At 67.3% G+C, this 20,673-nt stretch carries 15 protein-coding genes and 1 pseudogene; 7 read left to right on the top strand and 9 right to left on the bottom strand.

The annotated features are described in order from the left end of the window. Nucleotides 1–39: 39 nt before the first annotated feature. Genes MHN84_RS16105 through MHN84_RS16095 form a run of 3 tightly spaced genes read left to right on the top strand, consistent with a single transcriptional unit; the run spans nt 40 to nt 5,499 of the window. Complete coding sequence (locus MHN84_RS16105; RefSeq protein WP_241205535.1) at nt 40–3,177, top strand: heterodisulfide reductase-related iron-sulfur binding cluster; 3,138 nt, start codon at nt 40–42, stop codon at nt 3,175–3,177. Between the two features lie 5 nt (nt 3,178–3,182). Further along, nucleotides 3,183–4,184, top strand: coding sequence for a nucleoside hydrolase (locus MHN84_RS16100; protein ID WP_241205534.1), 1,002 nt, complete (start codon nt 3,183–3,185; stop codon nt 4,182–4,184). Between the two features lie 46 nt (nt 4,185–4,230). Next, a complete protein-coding gene (locus MHN84_RS16095) occupies nt 4,231–5,499 on the top strand; it encodes a pyridoxal phosphate-dependent aminotransferase (protein WP_241205533.1) in 1,269 nt (422 codons plus the stop codon). Here MHN84_RS16095 and MHN84_RS16090 read toward each other — a convergent pair. Beyond that, nucleotides 5,483–6,154 (bottom strand): DUF4304 domain-containing protein, encoded by a 672-nt coding sequence (locus tag MHN84_RS16090; protein ID WP_241205532.1) that lies wholly within the window; start codon nt 6,152–6,154, stop codon nt 5,483–5,485. The genes MHN84_RS16095 and MHN84_RS16090 overlap by 17 nt on opposite strands. Nucleotides 6,155–6,273: 119 nt before the next feature. On the opposite strand from MHN84_RS16090, the pseudogene MHN84_RS16085 reads away from it, so the two are divergent. The 4 genes and pseudogenes from MHN84_RS16085 (at nt 6,274) to MHN84_RS16070 (ending at nt 11,141) form a co-directional block, all read left to right on the top strand. Next, nucleotides 6,274–7,505: pseudogene (locus tag MHN84_RS16085) on the top strand (YibE/F family protein). A gap of 35 nt (nt 7,506–7,540) precedes the next feature. Further along, nucleotides 7,541–8,050 carry a 2Fe-2S iron-sulfur cluster-binding protein gene (locus tag MHN84_RS16080; protein ID WP_241205531.1) on the top strand — a complete coding sequence of 170 codons (510 nt, stop codon included), beginning with the start codon at nt 7,541–7,543 and terminating at the stop codon, nt 8,048–8,050. After that, the gene (locus MHN84_RS16075) at nt 8,047–9,039 is read left to right on the top strand and encodes a xanthine dehydrogenase family protein subunit M (protein ID WP_241205530.1); all 993 of its coding nucleotides are present in this window, start codon (nt 8,047–8,049) and stop codon (nt 9,037–9,039) included. The genes MHN84_RS16080 and MHN84_RS16075 overlap by 4 nt, the downstream gene beginning before the upstream one ends. Further along, nucleotides 9,036–11,141, top strand: a complete 2,106-nt coding sequence (locus MHN84_RS16070) for a xanthine dehydrogenase family protein molybdopterin-binding subunit (RefSeq protein WP_241205529.1) — start codon at nt 9,036–9,038, stop codon at nt 11,139–11,141. Before MHN84_RS16075 ends, MHN84_RS16070 begins: the two co-directional genes overlap by 4 nt. On the opposite strand, the gene MHN84_RS16065 is transcribed toward MHN84_RS16070, so the two are convergent. The 8 genes from MHN84_RS16065 to MHN84_RS16030 all read right to left on the bottom strand — a co-directional run bounded on the left by MHN84_RS16065 (nt 11,138) and on the right by MHN84_RS16030 (nt 20,602). Beyond that, on the bottom strand, nt 11,138–13,348 hold the full coding sequence (locus MHN84_RS16065; RefSeq protein ID WP_241205528.1) for a hypothetical protein: 2,211 nt from the start codon (nt 13,346–13,348) through the stop codon (nt 11,138–11,140). The genes MHN84_RS16070 and MHN84_RS16065 overlap by 4 nt on opposite strands. 2 nt (nt 13,349–13,350) lie before the next feature. Beyond that, nucleotides 13,351–15,531, bottom strand: a complete 2,181-nt coding sequence (locus tag MHN84_RS16060; protein ID WP_241205527.1) for a hypothetical protein — start codon at nt 15,529–15,531, stop codon at nt 13,351–13,353. Between the two features lie 85 nt (nt 15,532–15,616). Continuing rightward, entirely contained in the window at nt 15,617–16,480 is an 864-nt protein-coding gene (gene rfbA / locus MHN84_RS16055; RefSeq protein ID WP_241205526.1) for a glucose-1-phosphate thymidylyltransferase RfbA, read from the bottom strand. Then, nucleotides 16,480–16,836 carry a nuclear transport factor 2 family protein gene (locus MHN84_RS16050; protein ID WP_241205525.1) on the bottom strand — a complete coding sequence of 119 codons (357 nt, stop codon included), beginning with the start codon at nt 16,834–16,836 and terminating at the stop codon, nt 16,480–16,482. The genes rfbA and MHN84_RS16050 overlap by 1 nt, the downstream gene beginning before the upstream one ends. Nucleotides 16,837–16,880: 44 nt before the next feature. Continuing rightward, on the bottom strand, nt 16,881–17,627 hold the full coding sequence (locus MHN84_RS16045) for a maleylpyruvate isomerase family mycothiol-dependent enzyme (RefSeq protein WP_241205524.1): 747 nt from the start codon (nt 17,625–17,627) through the stop codon (nt 16,881–16,883). A gap of 4 nt (nt 17,628–17,631) precedes the next feature. Further along, nucleotides 17,632–18,954, bottom strand: coding sequence for a cytochrome P450 (locus MHN84_RS16040; RefSeq protein WP_241205523.1), 1,323 nt, complete (start codon nt 18,952–18,954; stop codon nt 17,632–17,634). Beyond that, the gene (locus MHN84_RS16035; protein WP_241205522.1) at nt 18,954–19,277 is read right to left on the bottom strand and encodes a DUF1330 domain-containing protein; all 324 of its coding nucleotides are present in this window, start codon (nt 19,275–19,277) and stop codon (nt 18,954–18,956) included. The genes MHN84_RS16040 and MHN84_RS16035 overlap by 1 nt, the downstream gene beginning before the upstream one ends. Continuing rightward, nucleotides 19,274–20,602 (bottom strand): UDP-glucose/GDP-mannose dehydrogenase family protein, encoded by a 1,329-nt coding sequence (locus MHN84_RS16030; RefSeq protein ID WP_241205521.1) that lies wholly within the window; start codon nt 20,600–20,602, stop codon nt 19,274–19,276. Before MHN84_RS16030 ends, MHN84_RS16035 begins: the two co-directional genes overlap by 4 nt. Between the last annotated feature and the right edge of the window lie 71 nt (nt 20,603–20,673).

The following is a 20,673-nucleotide window of genomic DNA, read 5'->3' as shown; positions in this document are numbered from 1 at the left end:
TCTAAGTTACCCACTGGTAACCAGAACCGGAGGATGCGCGTGGACACCCAAACCATGATCAGGTTGATTGTCGGGTTGTTGATGACGGCGGTGGTCGCCGTGTTCGCGGTCAAACGCGTGCTGTGGCTGTTCACGCTCGTCCGTGCGGGCCAACCGATGAGCGAGAGCAACAACCGCTTCGATCACATGGGCGACCGGATCGGGACCCAGGCCAAAGAGGTGCTCGCGCAGACCCGCATGCTGCGGTGGTCGGTGCCGGGGCTCGCCCACTTCTTCACCATGTGGGGCTTCTTCATCCTCATCACCGTCTACATCGAGGCCTTCGGTGTGCTGTTCGACCCGAAGTTCGCGATCCCGGTGGTCGGTCACTGGGAGGTGCTCGGCTTCCTGCAGGACTTCATCGCGCTCGCCGTGCTCGGCGGCATCGTCACGTTCGCGATCATCCGGTTGCGCTCGGAGCCCAAGGAGCACGGTCGTGACTCCCGCTTCTACGGCAGCCACACCGGCGGCGCCTGGCTGATCCTGTGGATGATCTTCCTGGTCATCCTGACCTACGCATTCTTCCGCGGTGCCGCCGTGGTGAACGGCAACCTCCCGTACGGCTGGGGCGCCTTCTTCTCGCACGGCATGGGGTCGTGGATGGAGGTGTTCGGCGAGCCGGCGAACGAGTGGATCGAGACCGTCGCGCTGCTCGGACACATCGGCGTCGCGCTCGTGTTCCTGCTGATCGTGCTGCACTCCAAGCACCTGCACATCTTCCTGGCGCCGATCAACATCACCTTCAAGCGACTGCCGAACGGCCTGGGCCCGCTGCTGCCCGTCGAATCCAAGGGTGAGCTCGTCGACTTCGAGGATCCCGCCGAGGATGCTGTGCTGGGTCGCGGCAAGATCGAGGACTTCACCTGGAAGGGCTACCTCGACATGACCACCTGCACCGAGTGCGGGCGTTGTCAGTCGCAGTGCCCGGCATGGAACACCGGTAAGCCGCTGTCGCCCAAGCTCGTGATCATGAACCTGCGCGACCACATGTTCGCCAAGGCGCCCTACATCCTCGGCGACAAGGAATCTCCGCTGGAGAACACGCCCGAGGGCGGTCTCGGCGAAGAGGTGCGCGGCGAGAAGCACAGCGAGGAGCACGCGCACGAACACGTGCCCGAGTCCGGCTTCGAGCGCATCCTGGGCTCCGGCCCCGAGCAGGCGACCCGCCCGCTGGTCGGCACCCTCGAACAGGGTGGCGTCATCGACCCCGACGTGCTGTGGTCCTGCACCACCTGCGGCGCGTGCGTCGAGCAATGCCCGGTGGACATCGAGCACATCGATCACATCGTCGACATGCGCCGCTACCAGGTGATGATGGAGTCCGAGTTCCCCGCCGAGCTCAGCGGCCTCTTCAAGAACCTGGAGAACAAGGGCAATCCCTGGGGCCAGAACGCCAAGGACCGCACGAACTGGATCGACGAGGTCGACTTCGACGTGCCGGTGTTCGGCAAGGACGTCGAGTCGTTCGCGGGCTACGAGTACCTGTTCTGGGTCGGCTGCGCCGGCGCCTACGAGGACCGTGCCAAGAAGACCACCAAGGCCGTCGCCGAGCTGCTCGCCACCGCGGGCGTGAAGTACCTGGTGCTGGGTGAGGGCGAGACCTGCAACGGCGACTCCGCCCGACGCTCCGGCAACGAGTTCCTGTTCCAGCAGCTCGCCGCGCAGAACGTCGAGACCCTCAACGATCTGTTCGAGGGCGTCGAGCGGGTGGACCGCAAGATCGTCGTCACGTGCCCGCACTGCTTCAACACGCTGGGCCGCGAGTACCCGCAGGTAGGCGGCAACTACACGGTGCTGCACCACACCCAGCTACTCAACCGGCTCGTGCGCGACAAGAAGCTGGTGCCGGTGAAGCCGGCCGATGGCGGAATGGACATCACCTACCACGACCCCTGCTACCTGGGCCGCCACAACAAGGAGTACTCGGCGCCGCGTGAGCTGATCGGCGCGTCCGGCGCGACGCTGACGGAGATGCCGCGTCACGCGGAGCGCGGCCTGTGCTGCGGCGCCGGTGGTGCCCGCATGTGGATGGAAGAGCACATCGGCAAGCGCGTGAACGTCGAGCGCTCCGAGGAGGCCGTCGACACCGGGGCGTCGGCGATCGCGACGGGCTGCCCGTTCTGCCGCGTGATGATGACCGACGGCGTCGACGACGTGACGTCGACGCGCAGCCTGGAGAAGACGCCGGAAGTTCTCGACGTCGCGCAGCTGCTGCTCGGCTCTCTGGACAAGACCGGCGTGACGCTGCCCGAGAAGGGCACCGCCGCCAAGGAGGCTGAGGAGCGGGCGGCTCGCGTGGAGGCCTCTGCGCCGGCCGAGGTCGTCGAGGAGAAGGAGCCTGAGGCGCCGGCAGAAGCCGAAGCCAAGGCCGAGACCGCGCCGACCGAAGCCAAGCCCGTGGAAGCCAAGGGGCTCGGCATCGCCGGTGGCGCCAAGCGTCCCGGGGCGAAGAAGGCGGCGGCTCCGGCCGCCTCGGCTGCCGCTCCGGTCGAGGACAAGCCCGCCGAGGCAACCGCCCCGGTCAAGGGCCTGGGTATCGCAGGTGGAGCCAAGCGGCCCGGCGCCAAGAAGGCCACGGCTCCCGCCGCCGCTCCTGCCGAGAAGCCGACCGAGGCTCCCGCCGCGGACAAGCCCGCGCCGGCTCCGGTCAAGGGTCTGGGCATCGCAGGCGGCGCCAAGCGCCCCGGCGCGAAGAAGACGGCCGCAGCTGCGAAGGACGCCGCGTCCCCGAACGAAGGTGCGCCGACCGTCGTGCAGCCTCCCAATGTGGAGCCGGACAAGGCCGTGGCCGGCACCGAGGCCGCGGACACCGCCGACTCCGACCGCGGTCTGGACGCCACACCCGAGCCCAAGCCGGAGCCCGAGGTCAAGGGCCTGGGCATCGCGGCCGGTGCCCGCCGCCCAGGAGCGAAGAAGGCTCCTACCGCCGCGCCGAAGGCCGAGCCGGCACCCGAGCCGGAGCCGGCCGCCGCTGCTGAGCCGGCCGCCGCTGCTGAGCCGGAGCCCGAGCCCGCCGCCCCGGCGAGCAACGGCAGCAGCAATGGTTCTGGTAACGGGGAAGCCCGCATCGTCGGCGACGAGCCGCCGGTGAAGGGTCTCGGCATCGCGAAGGGCGCGCGCCGCCCCGGCAAGCGGTAATTCCGGTGTTCCGCCTGGCCGCCGTCGCTGTTGCGACGGCGGCTTTGGCGTTCTCGGCCCTGGCCGCCCCGCCGCACGGCCGTGCGGCTGCCGATGCATGCGTGGTGATCGACACCGATCTCGACATCGACGACATGATGTCCATGCCGATGGTCGTCGGAAACCGCCACGTCGCAGCCGTCGTCGCCACCGAGGGATTCACGACACCGGAGCTGGGCGCGGCGGCGATCAGTCGGCTACTGGCCGAGCCCGAGCAGCGCACGATTCCCGTCATCGTGGGCGCCGGAGTCCATCGATCCGACGCCGACATCGCCGCCGGATTCGGCGATTTCGTGCTCGTGTTCCGAGAGCTGATGAACCGGCTCAACGACTTCCTGCCCACCGCCCTGCCACCGGCGCCTCGCGCCGAGGACTACGTGCAGCGAGTCGCCGACGCGGTCGCGACCTGCCGGCAGGTCGACGTACTCCTTCTGGGCCCCTTGACGTCGTTCGTGGACTACGAGCCGGCGATCAGACCCAAGATCGGCCGCGTGGTGATCTCTGGCAGGCCCGTCAACGCCGACAGCGACCTCGAAGCCGTCGAGTCCTTCAACTGCAGCTACGACAGACCCTCGTGCGCAACGGTTTTCCACGACCAACTCCCTGGCCTGACGCACAGTTTTGTCGATGTACCGCGCAGTGACTGCGATCTGACCCCCAACCGAGCCGGGTGCAAAGGCACCGTCTACGGTCCGACACTCGAGATGGTCCGCGCGCTGGGCCCGGTCGGCCTGCCGAACACGCTCAAGCAGATCCTGCTGAACCACACGAACTCGTGGGCCGCCGACACGTGGGAGCACTCCGGTTACGGCGGGCGGTCGCTGTTCTGGGACCAGTCCGCTGCGCTCGAACTACTCGCCCCGGAGTTGTTCCGTGACGTCGGCCCGTATCGGGAAACGACGCTGAGCCCTGCGGATTTCCAGCGCGCATGGGTGGAGCGCACCAACAGTTCCGTGTCGTATGCCTAGTGGTATGTCAGAAATCGCCTGGACAGAGCGTGGGAGGATCGAACGCATGAGTACGCATCAGGTGCCCTGGCAGACAGGAAGCGGCCAGCACGCGCGTCAACGCGAGTTCACGCAGTCGTCGAAGCTGCAGGACGTCCTGTACGAGATCCGCGGCCCCGTACACGAGCACGCCGCGCGCCTGGAGTCCGAGGGTCACCGCATCCTCAAGCTCAACATCGGCAATCCCGCGCCGTTCGGCTTCGAGGCGCCCGACGTCATCATGCGCGACATCATCGCGGCCCTCCCCTACGCACAGGGTTACTCCGACTCCAAGGGCATCGTCAGCGCCCGACGCGCGGTGTTCACCCGCTACGAACTGGTCGAGGGGTTCCCGCGCTTCGACATCGACGACGTGTTCCTCGGTAACGGTGCCTCTGAGCTCATCCAGATGGTGTTGCAGGCCCTGCTCGACAACGGCGACCAGGTGCTGATCCCCGCGCCCGATTACCCGCTGTGGACGGCGTGTACATCGCTGGCCGGCGGCACCCCGGTGCACTACCTGTGCGACGAGACGCAAGGGTGGAATCCCGACGTCGCCGATCTGGAATCGAAGATCACCGACCGCACCAAGGCGATCGTGGTCATCAACCCGAACAACCCGACGGGTGCGGTCTACAGCCGCGAGACGTTGGAGCAGATCGCCGACCTGGCGCGCAGACACCAACTCCTGCTGCTGTCCGACGAGATCTACGACAAGATCCTCTACGACGACGCGAAGCACATCTCGATGGCGTCGGTGGCGCCCGACGTGCTCACGTTGACCTTCAACGGGTTGTCGAAGGCCTACCGGGTTGCGGGCTACCGATCGGGGTGGTTGGTCATCACCGGCCCCAAGGAGAACGCCGGCAGTTTCATCGAGGGCATCAGCCTGTTGGCGAACATGCGGCTGTGCCCGAATGTACCTGCCCAGCATGCGATTCAAGTCGCGCTCGGCGGTCATCAGAGCATCGACGATCTGGTACTGCCGGGCGGCCGACTGCTCGAGCAGCGGGATGTGGCGTGGAGCAAGCTCAACGACATCCCCGGCGTCTCCTGTGTGAAACCGCAGGGCGCGCTGTACGCCTTCCCGCGGCTGGACCCCGAGGTCTACGAGATCCACGACGACGAGCAGTTGGTGCTCGATCTGTTGCTGCAGGAGAAGATCCTGGTGGTACAGGGCACCGGATTCAACTGGCCCACACCGGATCACCTGCGTATCGTGACGCTGCCCTGGGCACGCGATCTGTCGAACGCCATCGAGAGGCTGGGCAACTTCCTGGTCAGCTATCGGCAGTGACCGGCTCCAGGACGCCCCGCTCACTCAGCGCCGAAGCCCACCGTCCCGTCTCATCCCTGATCTGGCGACTGAAGCCCGCCCACCGCTCCTGATGGCCGAAACAATCTCGTAGCGTCGCCACATACGACGTCAACGTCTCGATGTCGTCGATCGCGGCGAGGTAGCAGCACGTGGTCTCGTAGGCGATCAACAGGTTGTTCTCGACGGCATATTGCACCAAAGCCGCTGTCGTGTCGATGTGTTCGAGCGCATCGAGCAGCAGGCCGAGGCCCCGGCACAGCCCCGCGGTGAACGCCGCCATGTCCGTGTCCGGCCGGAACCGCAACTCGTACGGCAGTTCGGGAACGAGTGATTCCCAACGGCGGTCGAGCAGATGCCGGTTTCGGCCCGTCTTGGGGCGCCCCTGCGCTGCGCACGCCCCGTCCACCTCGGTCGAACCCACCCCGACATTGATGAAGAAGCCGTGCCACCGCACGGACCCGTTGTGCCAGTTCTCCTGGAATTCGATCACGTCGTAGATCGCGCCGCGGTGACGGCGAAACTCGTTGAGTGTCCTCACGAATCCCCGCTCACCGAGAAACGACGGCACATCTGTGGTCAGCATCGAGTCGTAGGCTCGCTTCATCGACTCGGTCTCGTTGTTGTGCCTGCTCATCGCAACCCCCTGTCAGATCGATTGAAGAGAACACTAGGCCGGCCGAAGGGGGCTGTTCCGCAGCAATTTCGCCGACCGGCGACAGTAGCCAGGCAGCCACACCGCCTACTCTGTCGGACGTGGCGCACTCCCATTCGCACTCGCACTCACTGGGCGGCCCGTCGCCACTCGGGCCGCTGGCCGCCAAGATCGTCGTCGCGCTCCTGGCCGCCTGCGGTGTCGCGGTCGCCGTCGGTGCCGTGGTGCTCTGGCCGAGCAGCCAGAAGGCCGACATTCCCCTCCCCTTCCAGAACGCCGCCGGCGGGGCCGTCACGACCGAGGCGGGTCACGTCGTGTCCAGCGCGACCGCGACGTGTGGCAGTCCGTCGGCCGGGGCGGTCCTCACCGCCGATCCGATCCCGGCGCCAGGTGGGGGTGCGCAGTGCGTGCAGACGCTCGTCGACATCGATTCCGGACCGAATCAGGGCGCGACCACGCTGCTCGAGTTCAGTGGTGGCCCAGGACAACCACATCTGGCGGTCGGCGACCACATCCGCATCAGCCGCCAGGTCGACGACGCCGGGACCACGAGCTACGCGTTCTTCGACTACGAGCGGACCTGGCCGCTGACCGTCCTGGCCGCGGTGTTCGCCGTGGTGATCGTCGCTGTCGCGGGCTGGCGCGGGCTGCGCGCGCTGGTCGGCATCGTGATCGCGTTCGGCGTCCTGGTGGTGTTCCTGCTACGGCGCTGCGCGACGGCGCACCCGCGGTTCCGGTCGCGCTGGTGGCGTCGGCGGCGATCCTGTTCGCGGTCATCTATCTCGCCCACGGTGTGAGCCTGCGGACCAGCGCCGCGCTGCTCGGCACGCTGAGCGCCCTGCTCCTCGCCGCCCTGCTGTCTTGGGCAGCGATCGAGGTCGCACATCTGACCGGGCTGTCCGAGGACCAGAACAACGAGGTCGCTGCGTATCTGGGCAACGTGTCGATCACCGGGCTGCTGCTCGCGGGCTTCATCATCGGCTCCCTGGGTGTGCTCAACGACGTCACGATCACTCAGGCGTCGGCCGTGTTCGAACTCGCGGGCGTGGAGTCGGCAGGTCGGCGGGCGGTCTTCGTCGGCGCGATGCGGGTGGGCCGGGACCACATCGCGAGCACCGTCTACACGCTGGTACTCGCCTACGCGGGCAGCGCTCTGCCGCTGCTGCTGCTGTTCAGCGTGGCCAACCGATCGCTGGGTGACGTGCTCACCAGCGAGAGCGTCGCGATCGAGATCGCGCGCTCGGCGGTCGGCGGCATCGCGTTGGCGCTGTCCGTGCCGCTGACCACCGGCATCGCGGCGGTGCTGGCCACTCCGAACCGCTCGTCCGGCTAGCGTTTGGTGCCGATCGCCTCGGGTATGCGGGCGCCGTGGACCACACCTCTTCGGTGACGTTGCACGTCGACGGCCGCGACCACGAGCTGACGCTCGACAACCGGGTCACCTTGCTCGACGCCCTTCGCGAACATCTCGGCGTCACCGCGCCGAAGAAGGGTTGCGATCACGGACAGTGCGGGTCGTGCACGGTACTGGTCGACGGCAGGCGCATGACGAGCTGCCTGACCTTTGCGGTGGCTGCTGACGGTACCGAGGTGACCACGGCCGCGGGTCTCGGCACAGACACTGACCTGCACCCAGTGGCACAGGCCTTCCAGGACGAGGACGCCTTCCAGTGCGGATACTGCACGCCGGGTCAGATCTGTTCGTCGGTCGGCATGTTGGACGAGTTCACATCAGGGGCACCGAGCTTTGTCACCGAGGATCTGGCGAGCACGCCCGACCTGACCGGCGAGGAGATCCGAGAGCGGATGAGTGGCAACCTGTGTCGCTGCGCCGCCTACCCCAACATCGTCGCGGCGATCGTCAGGGCACAGCGATGAAGCCGTTCGCCTATCACGTGGCCACCAGCCCGGCTGATGCCGTCGCCACGCTCACCGCGCACCCGGGCGCCGCCTACCTCGCCGGAGGCACCAATCTGGTCGATCACATGAAACTCGGTGTGGCCGAGCCGGATCTGTTGGTCGACGTGAGCCGGCTGGATCTCGACGACATCACGGAAACCGACGACGGCGGCGTGTACATCGGCGCCAACGTGCGCAACAGCGAGCTGGCGGCCCACCCGCTGATCCGGTCCCGGTATCCGGTGCTGTCGCGGGCCATGCTGTCGGCGGCGTCCGGACAGCTGCGCAATGCCGCGACAACCGCGGGAAACCTGTTGCAACGCACCCGCTGCGTGTATTTCCAGGACGTCACCACGCCGTGCAACAAGCGAGTTCCCGGTACCGGCTGCTCGGCCGTCGGCGGATACCTCCGCTACCACGCCATCCTCGGCGCCTCCGCCGAGTGCGTCGCCACTCATCCGTCGGACATGGCGGTGGCGATGAGCGCGCTGGACGCGGTCGTGCTCGTGGAGGGAGCGGACGGATCGCGCCTCATCCCCGCCACCGACTTTCACCGGCTGCCCGGCGACGCGCCACATCGTGACACCGTGCTCGACCGCGGCGAGTTGATCACTGCGGTCGAGATACCGCCACCGCCGCCGAACGCCGTGTCGGACTACCGCAAGGTCCGCGATCGCGCCTCGTACGCGTTCGCGTTGGTGTCGGTGGCCGCGGAGGTGAGCATGGACGGCGACCGGATCCTGTCCGCCCGCATTGCGCTGGGTGGCGTCGCGCACAAGCCGTGGCGCGCCCGGGCCACTGAGGACCGACTGACCGGCGCTGCTGCGACCGAGGAGAACTTCGCAGCCGCTGTCGACGCCGAGCTCGACGCTGCAGAACCGTTGCCCGGCAACGAGTTCAAAGTCCCTCTCGCGCGCCGCACCATGCTCGCCCAGCTGCGCATCCTCACCGAACGGGGCCGGCAATGACGTCTCTCCTCGATCCCCGCGCCATCGGCGAGCCGGTGGCGCGCCGGGATGGACGCGCCAAGGTGACCGGCACCGCGCCGTACGCGTTCGAGCACCACACCGACAGCCCCGCTTATCTGCATCCCGTCCAGGCCACCATCGCACGTGGACGCGTCACCGCGATGGAGGTGGACGCGGCACGTGCCGTCAGCGGTGTGCTCGATGTACTCACCGTGTTCGACGCTCCGACACTCGCGGACTCCTCCGACGGCGAGCTGGCGATCCTGCAGGATGCCGAGGTGCACTTCCGGGGGCAGATCATCGGCGGCGTGATCGCCGAGTCAGCCGAGATCGCCCGTCAGGCAGCAGCTCTGGTGGAAACGCAGTACGACACCTCGCCGCACGACGCAGAGCTGCGAGCAGACCATCCGCGCCTCTACACTCCGGAGACGGTGAACCCGTCCTACCCCCCGGACTCCGAGGACGGGGATGTGGACGCCGCGCTGGCCGCAGCGGAGGTGACCGTCGACCACACCTACGAGACACCGATCGAGCACAACAACCCGATGGAGCCGCACGCGTGCATCGCGCGGTGGCACACCCGAGACGGTTCGCCTGAGGTCACGCTGTACGACTCGACGCAAGGTGTGCATGCGGTGCGTAAAGCGATGGCACCGATCTTCGGCTTGGACGTCGACCAGCTGCGCGTCATCGCACCGTACGTCGGCGGCGGCTTCGGCTCCAAGGGTGCTCCGCACGCCCACAACACGCTGGTGCTGCTCGCCGCTCAGCGCATTGCGGGACGGCCCGTCAAGCTGGCGCTGACCCGCCAGCAGATGTTCGCACTGGTCGGGTACCGCACTCCGACGATCCAACGGGTCCGCCTCGGCGCCGACGCGGACGGCCGCCTCACCGCGATCAGCCACGACGTCATCGAACAGACCTCGGCGGTCAAGGAATTCGCCGAGCAGACGGCCGTGACCACGCGAAAGATGTATGCCGCCGCCAACCGACGGACCTCACACCGGCTGGCAGCGCTGGACGTACCGGTACCGTTCTGGATGCGCGCACCTGGTGAGTGTCCAGGCACCTATGCCGCCGAGGTCGCGATGGACGAGCTCGCCGTCGCATGCGGCGTCGATCCCATCGAACTGCGTATCCGCAACGATCCCGATGTCGATCCGGAGACCGGAAACCCCTGGTCGAGCCGGAAATTGGTGCAGTGCCTCCAGATGGGCGCCGAGCGCTTCGGATGGTCCACGTGGGACCGTGCTCCGGGCCGGCGCCTCACCGGCGGGTGGTACCGGGGCGTGGGTGTCGCGTCGGCGACCTATCCGGCGATGCAGATGCCGGGCAACACCGCACGCATCACGTACGACCGCGACGGCCACTATGTCGTGCAGATCGGCGCCGCTGACATCGGCACCGGGACGTGGACCACGCTGACTCAGATCGCGGCGGACGCCCTGGATTGCGGGATCGAGGCAGTGGAGCTGCAGATCGGGGACAGTGCGCTGCCCGATGCGTCGGTGGCTGGCGGATCGTCCGGCATCAATTCCTGGGGCCGGGCGATTGTCGCTGCGGCACAACAGTTTCGCAGCGACCACGGCAATCCACCGGTGGTGGGTGCGTCTTCCGTCGCCGAGGCGCCGGAGAATCCGGATGCCGAGACGATGACGCTGCAATCGTTCGGCGCCCACTTCGTCGAGGCGCACGTCAACGCGGACACCGGCGAGATCCGCGTTCCTCGGATGTTCGGCGTTTTCGACATCGGCCGGGCCATCAATCCGCGCACGTTGCGTTCGCAGTTGATCGGTGGGATGACGATGGGGCTGTCGATGGCCTTACACGAGGAGAGCGTTCGCGATCCTCGGTTCGGTCACGTCGTCACCCAGGACCTGGCGACCTATCACTTCAGCGCGCACGCCGACGTGGTCGACATCGACGCGATCTGGCTGAATGAGCCTGACCCCCACGCGAATCCGATGGGTTCGCGTGGAGGCGGGGAGATCGGCATCGTCGGGTCGGCCGCCGCGGTGGTCAACGCGGTGTACCACGCGTGCGGCGTGCGGGTGCGCGACCTGCCCGTCACGCTGGACAAGGTGCTCGCCGGGCTCGACTAGACGGACGGTGCGATGGTCCGCACCACGGTGAAGCCGTCGGCGGTACCCGTGGTGACGTACACGGTGCCGTCGGGCCCGACGACGGGGGGTTCCACCGGAGGTGTGCCGTCGAGGTCGAGTACCTTGGTCACCCCGGTCGTGGTGAACGCGTACACCCCGGCGTCGCCGGGTGCGTTACTCGCGACATAGCCGGTGCCGTCAGGACCGAACACCATGAACTGTTCGGGACCGTAATCGGTGCCCACCGGTTGTGTCAGAGTCAGTGTCACGCCCGTCAGACCGGCGGCGTCGAAGCCGACGAACTGCGCACCGATCTGCGGATCGTTGCGCAGGAGCAGGTATCCGCTGCCATCCGGGGCGAACTGGACATTGGCCGCGCCGCCGAGCAACGGGCCCCGCACCGGCGGCGAGGAGCTGTCGTTCGACAGAGTCAGCAGAATCTGCGTGGTAGCGACGGCACCGGGCTCACCCAGCTGGTTGATCTGATAGGCCGCGCCGTCGGGTCCGAAGAAGACCTGGCCGGGAACACTGCCTTCGGGCAGCTCGATGGTGCGATCGACGGTGCCGTCAGAGTTGAGCACGGCAAGGTAATTCGTGCCGTTCGCGGTGTAGGTGACATACCCGTGGTCGTCGGTTTGTTCCCCGGCGCCCACGATCCGGTTGAAGGCAGTCACCGAGAGTGCGGTGCCCGGCAGAACAACGGTGCTCTGGCTGGTGCCGTCAGGACTGATCACCACCACGGGCGTGCTGGCGGAGTCCCCGACCACCGCGTAGATGGTGCCCTCGGCCGTCACCGTGAAGCTGCGTAGACGTGCCTCGATGACTCTCGGATCGGCGATGGCCGTCGGGGTGATCTTGTAGATGAAGGTGGTGCCGTCTCCGACGTCTTTGTTCCCCGGGTAGGTGAAGGTTTCGAGGTACAGGCCGTCGTTCTTCACCACGACGTTGCCCGGCAGCCCTGTCACGGTACGGGTGGTGCTCTGCGCCCCGTGAAAGGTGTAGAGCCGCGTCGTCTTACCGCCGAACAGAGTTGTGACGCCGACGGGCAAGTAGACGTACCCGTCCTCGCCGAGGATGGGGGAACGGGCGCGGTCCTCGCGCGGCAGCAGGATCGTCTTGGTCTTGCCGTCCGCCCCGAAGGCGTGCAGCGTGCGACCGCCGAACTGCGTCGACACCAGGTACGCGCTGCCGTCGGGAGCCAGTGTCACGGTCGAGTTGGGCGCGAAGGTCTGCGCTCTGTTGGTCGGCGAGATGCGGACCGTGCGATAGTCGATGTTCCCGATGGGACTGAAGATGAACGGGATGTTGGTGCTGAAGTACAGCGACCCGTCGGCCGCCACCCGCGGCGTCGAGGCTATGCCGACGACCGTCGTGATCTTGCTGACCTCGCCTTGACTGTTCACCGACCAGAGGGTGGAACGGGTTTGACGGTCGTTCATCGTGACGACCACCAAGGAGCCGTCCGGCCTGGTGACCGACCGTGTCGACGGGTCCTGCATCCCAGGTATGGCTTGGCTGGTCGTGATCACGTGACCGTCAATGTCGATGATGCTGACCCGTGTGCCGTCCGTGTCGTGGGTGACCTGGTAAACCGTGCCGGTCGAGCCGATGACCACGGGTCCCCTTGACCCGCCGGGAATCCCGGCGGGGTCGGCGTCGGCTTCTACGGCAGGGCTCGCCTGCACCGCACTCGAGGTTGCCGCCGCGGCCGCCCTGTCGGCGCGGCGCTCCTCGGCGTGCTGACGCGCGGTCGCGAGCATCGTCAACAGCAGCGGCGCGGCGGCCGGCGACTCAGGATCGTTCTTGTGCTCCGTGGCTGCGCGCGGCTGGAACAGCGACCGCACCGCTTTTTTGACCGGCTCCTGCTCGTCAACCGCGGGCTTCAAATCAGACTCAGGCTCACCGGAACTCGGTGCGGCCTCGGTCGCGTCCGCCGAGGCGCGGTGTGCACCGAACACCCGCTTCCTGGCCGGTCGATCCTCCCGGGCCACCTTGGGCTTGGTCAGCTTCGCGGCCGGACGCTCGGATGTCTGGCTGGTGGCGGGCGCCGAGCCGCCGGCCGACGTCGCACCATCGGAGTCTGCCCACGCCACGCCCGGCAGAGAGGCCACCGCCGAGCCGATTCCCAAGGCAACAGCCGACGCACCGACGCGCCCGACGTACTTCTCCCACCCCATGTGTCCTCCGATGTCGTTGTGGTCGCGCATATTCAGACCGCTGTCGGCGGCGCGATGGTCCGCACAATCGTGAAGCCGTCGGCCGTCGCCGTGGTGACGTACAACGTGCCGTCGGGAGCAATGACGGCGCCGGACGCCGGTGGCGTACCGGCAAGGTCGAGGACCTTGGCGGCCCCGGTCTTTGTGAGCGCGTACACCGCAGGGCCGGCGGGGTCGTCGGTGGCGAGGTAGGCGGTGCCGTCGGCAGCGAACGCCAGCGCCTGATCGGGGCTGATCTTGTAGCCGAAGTGACGGCTGTCCATGACTGTGAGAACCGTTCCCGTCAACCCGGACGCGTCGAAGCCGACGATCTTCACCCCGAGCCCAGAATCCGGCCGCAACAACAGGTATCCGCTGCCATCGGGGCCGAATTGGATACTGCGCGAGGAGTCATAGTCCGACCCAGGGTTCAGAACGGGCGAGAACGTGTCATTCGACAGGGTCAACAGCACCCGCGACTGATAGGTAGTGCCAGGATCCTGCGTGTAGTTCAGGAGGTAAGCCGCTCCGTCCGGGCCGAAGAACACGGAGCCCGGCTTCGTGCCGGCCGGGAGCTCGATGGTGCGATCGATCGAGCCGTCGCCGTTGAGCACCGCGAGGAATGTCGTGCCGTTGGAGGCGTAGGTGAAGTAGCCGTGGTTGTCGGCCTGCTCGACGTCTCCCTCGGACACCGCCGGGTCGCCGAGCAGGTCGATTGTGGTCCGGCTGGTGCCGTCGGGGCTGATGATGAGGACCGGAAGGCCGTCAGGATCCTCGAGCAACGCGTAGATCGTGCCGTCTGCGGACACTTGGAGGCGCCTGCCGTCGTAGAGCTGCTTGAGGCGCCCCTCGATGAACCGCGGATCGGCGACGGCCGTCGGTGTGATCTTGTAGATGTAGGTGTTCCCGTCGCCCAGATCGTTGGTGCCTGAGTACGTGTAGGTTTCGAGGTAGACACCGTCGTTCTTCACGACGTAGCTTCCGGGCACACCCGTCAGCGTCTGCTTGGCGATCTGCGTACCGCGCATCGTGTACAACCGAGTTGTCTTGCCGCCGAACAACGTCTGAACAGGAACGGGTAGGTAGAGGTAGCCGTCTTCGCCGACGATCGGGGAACCGTATTGAATCTCACCCGGGAGGATGACCGTCCTGGTCGTGCCGTCCGCCCCGAAAGCGCGCAACGTTCTCCCTGACCCGGTGGGCAGCAGGTACACACTGCCGTCAGGCGCCACGGTGACCCTGGTCTGCGGCGAATACGTCCGCACGGTGTTGGTCGGCGAGATTCGGAATGTGCGGTAGCCGACGAACCCGATCGGGCTCAAGAAGAAGGGAATGTCGCTGCCGAAATAGAGCGATCCGTCCGCCCCGACCTTGGGTGCGTCGGCGAAGCCCCTGACCATCGTGATCTTGGTGAGGTCGCCCTGCTCGTTCACCGACCACACCGTGGAGCGTGTTCTGCGATCGTTGACCGTGATGACGACGACCGACCCGTCAGGTCTGGCGACCGACGTCGTCCTCGGTACCGGCGCGTCGGGAAACGCGTCGCTGGTGGTGATCACGCGACCGTCCCGGTCGACGATGCTGACCCGGGTTCCGTCCGCATCGGTGGTGACCTGATAGATCGTCCCGGTGGAGCCGACGACCACGGGTCCGTCCGGCACCCCGCGGATTTCGGTGTCGGCGGGGTCAGCGTCGGCGGCAGGGTTGACCTGAACGGAACTCGACGTCGCCGCCGCCGCTGCCCTGTCGGCTCGGCGCTCCTCGACGTGCTGGCGGGCAGTGCCCAACATGGTCAACAGCAGCGGTGCGGCTGCCGGCGACTCGGGTTCCTTGTCAGGCTGCGCGTCGGCACGCGGGTGAAACAGTGGCCGCACTACCTTCTTGACGGGGGGCTCGTCGTCGGCGACCGGGGGCGAATCGACCTCGACGTCAACCGAACTCGTCTCGGACTCGGTCACCTTGGCCCCGCCGAACAGGCGCTTGCGAGCCGGCCGGTCCTCGCGCGCTGACTTCGGCTTGGTCAAGCTCTTGGCGGGGCGATCGACCGTCTGACGTGGTGCCGGGGCGGAAACGCCGGCCGAGGTCGAGTCACCGGAATCGGCCCAAGCCACACCCGGCAGGGACGCCACCGCGGAGCCGATTCCCAAGGCGACAGCCAGCGCCCCGACACGACCGACGTACTTTTCCCAGCCCATGCGCAGCCCCTCCCCGTTGACTTCACAGCAAACCCTACAGGGCAATACAGCTGTATGGCAATGGCCGGTTTCAGCGCAGTTCGGGTCAGCGGTCCAGCAACTCCAACAGGTAGGCGCCGTATCCGGACTTGATCAATTTCTCTGCGCGCGCAGCCAATTCATCGTCGTCGATGAACCCGACCCGCCACGCCACCTCTTCGGGCACGCTGATCTTGAGGCCCTGCCGGCGCTCGATCGTCCGCACGTAGTCGCTCGCGTCGAGCAACGAGTCGAAGGTGCCCGTGTCGAGCCATGCGGTGCCGCGGGCGAGTACCTCGACGCTGAGCCGGTCCTGCTCCAGGTAGCGCTGGTTGATCTCTGTGATCTCGTACTCGCCCCGCGCGGACTTGCGCAGCGAGCGTGCGATCTCGATGACGTCGTTGTCGTAGAAGTACAACCCCGGCACCGCGTAATGCGACTTCGGCACCGCCGGCTTTTCCTGCAGCGACAACGCCGTCCCGTCGTCGGCGAATTCGACCACACCGTAGGCCGACGGGTCGGCCACCCAGTAGGCGAAGATCGCGCCGCCCTCGACGGTGTGGAATCGACGCAGGCTGGTGCCCAGCCCCGGCCCGTAGAAAATGTTGTCGCCCAATATGAGCGCGACCGAATCGCCGCCGATGTGGTCGGCACAGATCACGAAAGCCTGTGCCAGACCCTCGGGTTCGTCCTGGACGGCGTAGCTGATGTCGATGCCGAAGTCGGAGCCGTCGCCGAGCAGGCGGCGGAACGCCGGCGCGTCCTGTGCGGTGGTGACGACCGCGATGTCGCGGATGCCCGCCATCATCAACGTCGACAGGGGGTAGTAGATCAGCGGCTTGTCGTACACCGGCAGCAGCTGTTTGCTCGCCCCCATCGTGATCGGATACAGCCGCGTACCCGATCCGCCCGCCAGGATGATGCCGCGCATCAGCCGGTCAGGTCGGCTTCGGTGAGCTCCGTCGCGGCCAGCGCGGCGGCCAGATCGTCGTGCCGGAACACTGACGTCACGTGATCGGCGACCACCCGGAAGGCCGATGCCGCAGACCCCGCGCCGCCCACCTTTTCCTCGACCACGACGACGCCGTCGTGGACGTAGATGCGACCGGGTTCGATCGTGCGGCCCAGCCCCTGCGCCCAGTCACGCAACGCGCTGTGGCCTTGCGCCGCGCCGTGCGCATCGCCGATCTCGATGTCGTCACTGGACAGCGACACCAGCGTGTCGAGATCGCCGGCGTTCAGGGCGTCGTGCCAGGCGAGAACAGTCGCCATCTCCGAAGTGGTCATGATCGAAAGCTTAGGCCGGTCTTCCGTCGCGACAGCAGCGCCGCTCAGTAGGGCGTGCGGTCCAACCAGTTCTCCCATACGGCTGTGTCGCCGTGCACCTCGAGGCCCGCGTCGGCAGCGCTGACACGGCGCACGGCGGCCAGCAGCAGATCCTTCGCCGGCCCCCGCAGCGCAACACTGCCTTTGCCGTGGTCGTGGGACCACCAGACGCCTTCCTCGTCGTGGACGATCATCCACTCCCCCGTCGGTCCGAGCTCGGGGTCGGTGGCGTGCAGGTGGATGGATTGGCCCCGATCGAGTGCCGGCGGGTGGCGCCGGTCCACCGATACCCGGTCGATCCATTCGCTGAGAGCATCGGCGGCCAGATCGGGGGACAACTCGAACGGGACGCCGAGGGCAAGGGCAGCGTCGGCGCGGTGCACGGTGGCCTCGTGCAGGCGCCGCCGAATCCACCAGCCGGCAGGGCGCGGGCCGATGAACGTCCACACCCTGGTCTCAGCGCCGACGCGGTCGATCGCGTTGCTGATCAGTTCCGCCCCCGCCATCAGCCAGTCCGCGGCGGCGTCCGGGTCGTCTGGCGGTTTGCCGTCGCGGACATCCCGCGGATCGAGCTCCTGGTTGCGTCGCTCGAGGATAATCTGTGCGGCCCAACGGTTTCCGCGTCCCACGTGGCGGAACAGCTGTTTGAGGGTCCAGTCCCCGCAGGTCGGCACCGGCGTCGCGGGGTCTGCCGTCCGGATCAGATCGCCGAAAGCTCGAGTCTGCTCGAGCAGAGCTGCTCGGAAGTCCACCCGCTCACGCTAGCGCGGTGCGCGCGCTCCCAAGCGTGATCGGCAATGTTGACCACCCTCGCAGCACGCGGGTGTCGCGCCGGTGGGCCTCTCCGGCGAGCTTGGCCCCGGGGTAACGCTCGAAGAAGGTGCGCAATCCGACCTCGCCTTCGGAGCGCGCCAACGCGGCGCCGAGGCAGAAGTGCCGCCCGCCGGAGAACGACAGATGCTTGCCCGCGTTCTCCCGCTCGAGGTCGAACCGGTGGGGATCGGTGAACACCTTCGGGTCGCGGTTCGCCCCGGCCAGGTGGAGGATGATCAGCTCACCGCGGGCTATGCGCGTGCCGGCGATGTCGACGTCCTTGCGCGCGAAGCGGGCGCTCATCTGCACCGGGGAGTCCAGTCGCAGGATTTCCTCGACGGCGGTGGGCCACAGCTCCGGTCGCGCGGCCAGGGTCTCCAGGTGCTCGGGCGTCTGCAGCAGCATCCGGATGCCGTTGCCGAGCAGGTTCACCGTCGTTTCGAAGCCGGCAGCCAGGACAAGGCCCGCAGTGGCCAGCAATTCCCGCTGTGACAGCCGCGCGCTCTCGTCGGCCGCAGCGCTGGCCTGGATGAGCTGGCTCATCAGGTCGTCGCCGGGGTTGCGGGCCAGCTCGTCGAGGTGACGCGTGAGCCAGGCGTTGAACCCCACCAGGCCCTCGTGCACGCTCGTGTACTGCTTCCACGACAGGCCGATGTCCAGGCTGGGCGCGGCGAGCTCCCCGAAGTGCAGGATCTGCTGACGGTCCGCTTCGGGCACACCGAGGATGTCACTGATCACCGCGACCGGAAGTTGGGCGCAGTATGCGTCGACGACGTCGACGACCCCCGTCCGGCCCTCGAGTCGGTCCAGCAGCCCGTCTGCGGTGTCCTGTACGCGGTCGCGCAGCGCCGCGACCGCGCGGGTGGTGAACACCGAGGACACCATCTTGCGGCAGCGGGTGTGCTCGGGGGGCTCGATCGACAGCAGCGACGGCGGCTCGATGGGGTGCAGCAGGCCGGTATGGGTCTTTTCGTTGATGCGGCGCAGCGTCGCGGGGAGGCCCGCGCCGAGGCTCATGACGTGGAAGTCGTCGGACCGCAGCACCTCGTTGACGACAGCGTGATCGAACGTCATCAGCGCTGTGCGAGAACGGACGACAGGCCCGCGAGCGCGCATCTCATCGGCGAATGCCGCGGGGTCGGCCCGCACGGCCGGATCGGCGATGAGCCGCGCCTGCGGATCGCCGCGCCGTGCACCGACCTGGGACAGTCCGCGAACGATGCCGTGCAGGATCAGCCATCGCAGCCGGTGCCGGAACTTCTCCATCACCCGAGCTTAAGCAGAGGCCGCAGGTCGTCGAGCCGATCGAACAGATGCCAGATGTAAGAGGACGATCCGTTCTCCCGATGGGCGTGCAGCTCGGCCAACTCCGGGTCGTTGCGGTAACTGTCGAACGCCTCCCTCGAGTCCCACTCGACAAGGATCAGCACCGTGCGCGGCGCGATCTCCCCGGTCACCGATTCCTGGAACTTGCCGAGCGCGACCACCCGGCCGCCGTGCTTGGCGACCTCCTGCGGTGAGCGCTTCGAGTAGGCCCGGTACTCGGCGGGGTCGGCGATGTCGAAGAGATTCAGGGCGTAAACAGTCACATCCCGACGCTACGGCCCAGCGCGTAGAGCTGCCAGCCCGCCTGCCGCCAGCGCTGCCGGTCCAGACAATTGCGGCCGTCCACAATGACTTTGGTGCGCACGGTGTCGGCGAGCGTCTCGGGGTCCAGATCGACGAACTCGGCCCATTCCGTCAGCACCAGGACAGCGTCGGCGCGATCGCAGGCGTCGGCGACCGACGTCGCATACGTCAGGGTCGGGAACAGCCGGCGGGAGTTCTCCATCGCCTTGGGGTCGTAGACGGTGACGGTGGCTCCGTTCAGTTGCAGCAGCCCCGCCACGTTGAGGGCGGGTGAGTCGCGAACGTCGTCGGATTCGGGTTTGAACGCCGCACCCAGGACGGCGACATTCGCGCCGAGCAGAGAGCCTCCGCACGCGGTGGTGGCCAATTCGACCATGCGGGTGCGGCGCCGCATGTTGATGCTGTCGACCTCACGCAGGAAGGTGAGTGCGTGGTTGGCGCCGAGCTCTCCGGCACGCGCCATGAACGCGCGGATGTCCTTCGGCAGGCAGCCGCCCCCGAAACCCAAGCCCGCGTTGAGGAATCGGCGCCCGATGCGCGCGTCGTACCCGAGCGCGTCGGCCAGCGTCGTCACGTCGGCACCGGCGGCCTCGCAGACTTCGGAGATCGCGTTGATGAACGAGATCTTGGTGGCGAGAAAGGCATTGGCCGAGACCTTGACCAGTTCGGCCGTCTGCAGATCGGTCAGCAGGAAGGGCACCCCGCTGTCGAGCAGCGGTGCGTACAGCGCACGGATCGCCTCCTCGGCGAACCGTGAATCGTGCTGCACGCCGAGGACGATCCGATCCGGGTGCAGCGTGTCGTGAACGGCGAAGCCCTCCCGCAGGAACTCGGGGTTCCACGCGATCTCGACGGGTATCTCGGACGGGTTCAGCGCAGCGGCCCGCTCGACGAGATCGGTTGCCGTTCCAACGGGCACGGTGGACTTTCCGACGATCACCGCGGGGCGGCGCAGCTGCGGTACCAGCGCGTCGATGACGGCATACACGTGGCGGAGGTCGGCGCCGTACTCCCCCTTCTTCTGGGGTGTGCCGACGCCGAGGAAGTGGACGTCGGCGAAGTCGGCGGCCTCGGCGTAGTCGGTGGTGAAGTGCAGCCGGCCCGCATCGAGGTTGCGCTGCAACAGTTCTGGCAACCCAGGCTCGTAGAACGGGACGTCACCGCCGGCCAGTTTGGCGATCTTGCCCGGGTCGATGTCGACACCGATCACCTCGTGGCCGAGTTCTGCCATCCCGACCGCGTGGGTGGCGCCGAGGTAGCCGGTGCCGAAGACGGTGCATCGCATACTGCCTCTATAGGCAGCCGGGATGAGAGGGCTGCTACGCGACACTGGCCGCCAGACCAACGGAGGGTGAC

Source organism: Mycobacterium sp. PSTR-4-N, assembly GCF_022348085.1.
GTDB lineage: Bacteria > Actinomycetota > Actinomycetes > Mycobacteriales > Mycobacteriaceae > Mycobacterium.
Note: the sequence above shows the minus strand (reverse complement) of the source record. Positions and strands in the feature narration are given on the sequence as shown.

Excerpts from the sequence above, each read along its gene's own strand:
- MHN84_RS16095 (WP_241205533.1), top strand. The coding sequence starts at position 4,231 with ATGAGTACGCATCAGGTGCCCTGGCAGACAGGAAGCGGCCAGCACGCG.
- MHN84_RS16090 (WP_241205532.1), bottom strand. The coding sequence starts at position 6,154 with ATGAGCAGGCACAACAACGAGACCGAGTCGATGAAGCGAGCCTACGAC.
- MHN84_RS16075 (WP_241205530.1), top strand. The coding sequence starts at position 8,047 with ATGAAGCCGTTCGCCTATCACGTGGCCACCAGCCCGGCTGATGCCGTC.
- MHN84_RS16070 (WP_241205529.1), top strand. The coding sequence starts at position 9,036 with ATGACGTCTCTCCTCGATCCCCGCGCCATCGGCGAGCCGGTGGCGCGC.
- MHN84_RS16065 (WP_241205528.1), bottom strand. The coding sequence starts at position 13,348 with ATGCGCGACCACAACGACATCGGAGGACACATGGGGTGGGAGAAGTAC.
- MHN84_RS16060 (WP_241205527.1), bottom strand. The coding sequence starts at position 15,531 with ATGGGCTGGGAAAAGTACGTCGGTCGTGTCGGGGCGCTGGCTGTCGCC.
- rfbA (WP_241205526.1), bottom strand. The coding sequence starts at position 16,480 with ATGCGCGGCATCATCCTGGCGGGCGGATCGGGTACGCGGCTGTATCCG.
- MHN84_RS16050 (WP_241205525.1), bottom strand. The coding sequence starts at position 16,836 with ATGACCACTTCGGAGATGGCGACTGTTCTCGCCTGGCACGACGCCCTG.
- MHN84_RS16040 (WP_241205523.1), bottom strand. The coding sequence starts at position 18,954 with ATGGAGAAGTTCCGGCACCGGCTGCGATGGCTGATCCTGCACGGCATC.
- MHN84_RS16030 (WP_241205521.1), bottom strand. The coding sequence starts at position 20,602 with ATGCGATGCACCGTCTTCGGCACCGGCTACCTCGGCGCCACCCACGCG.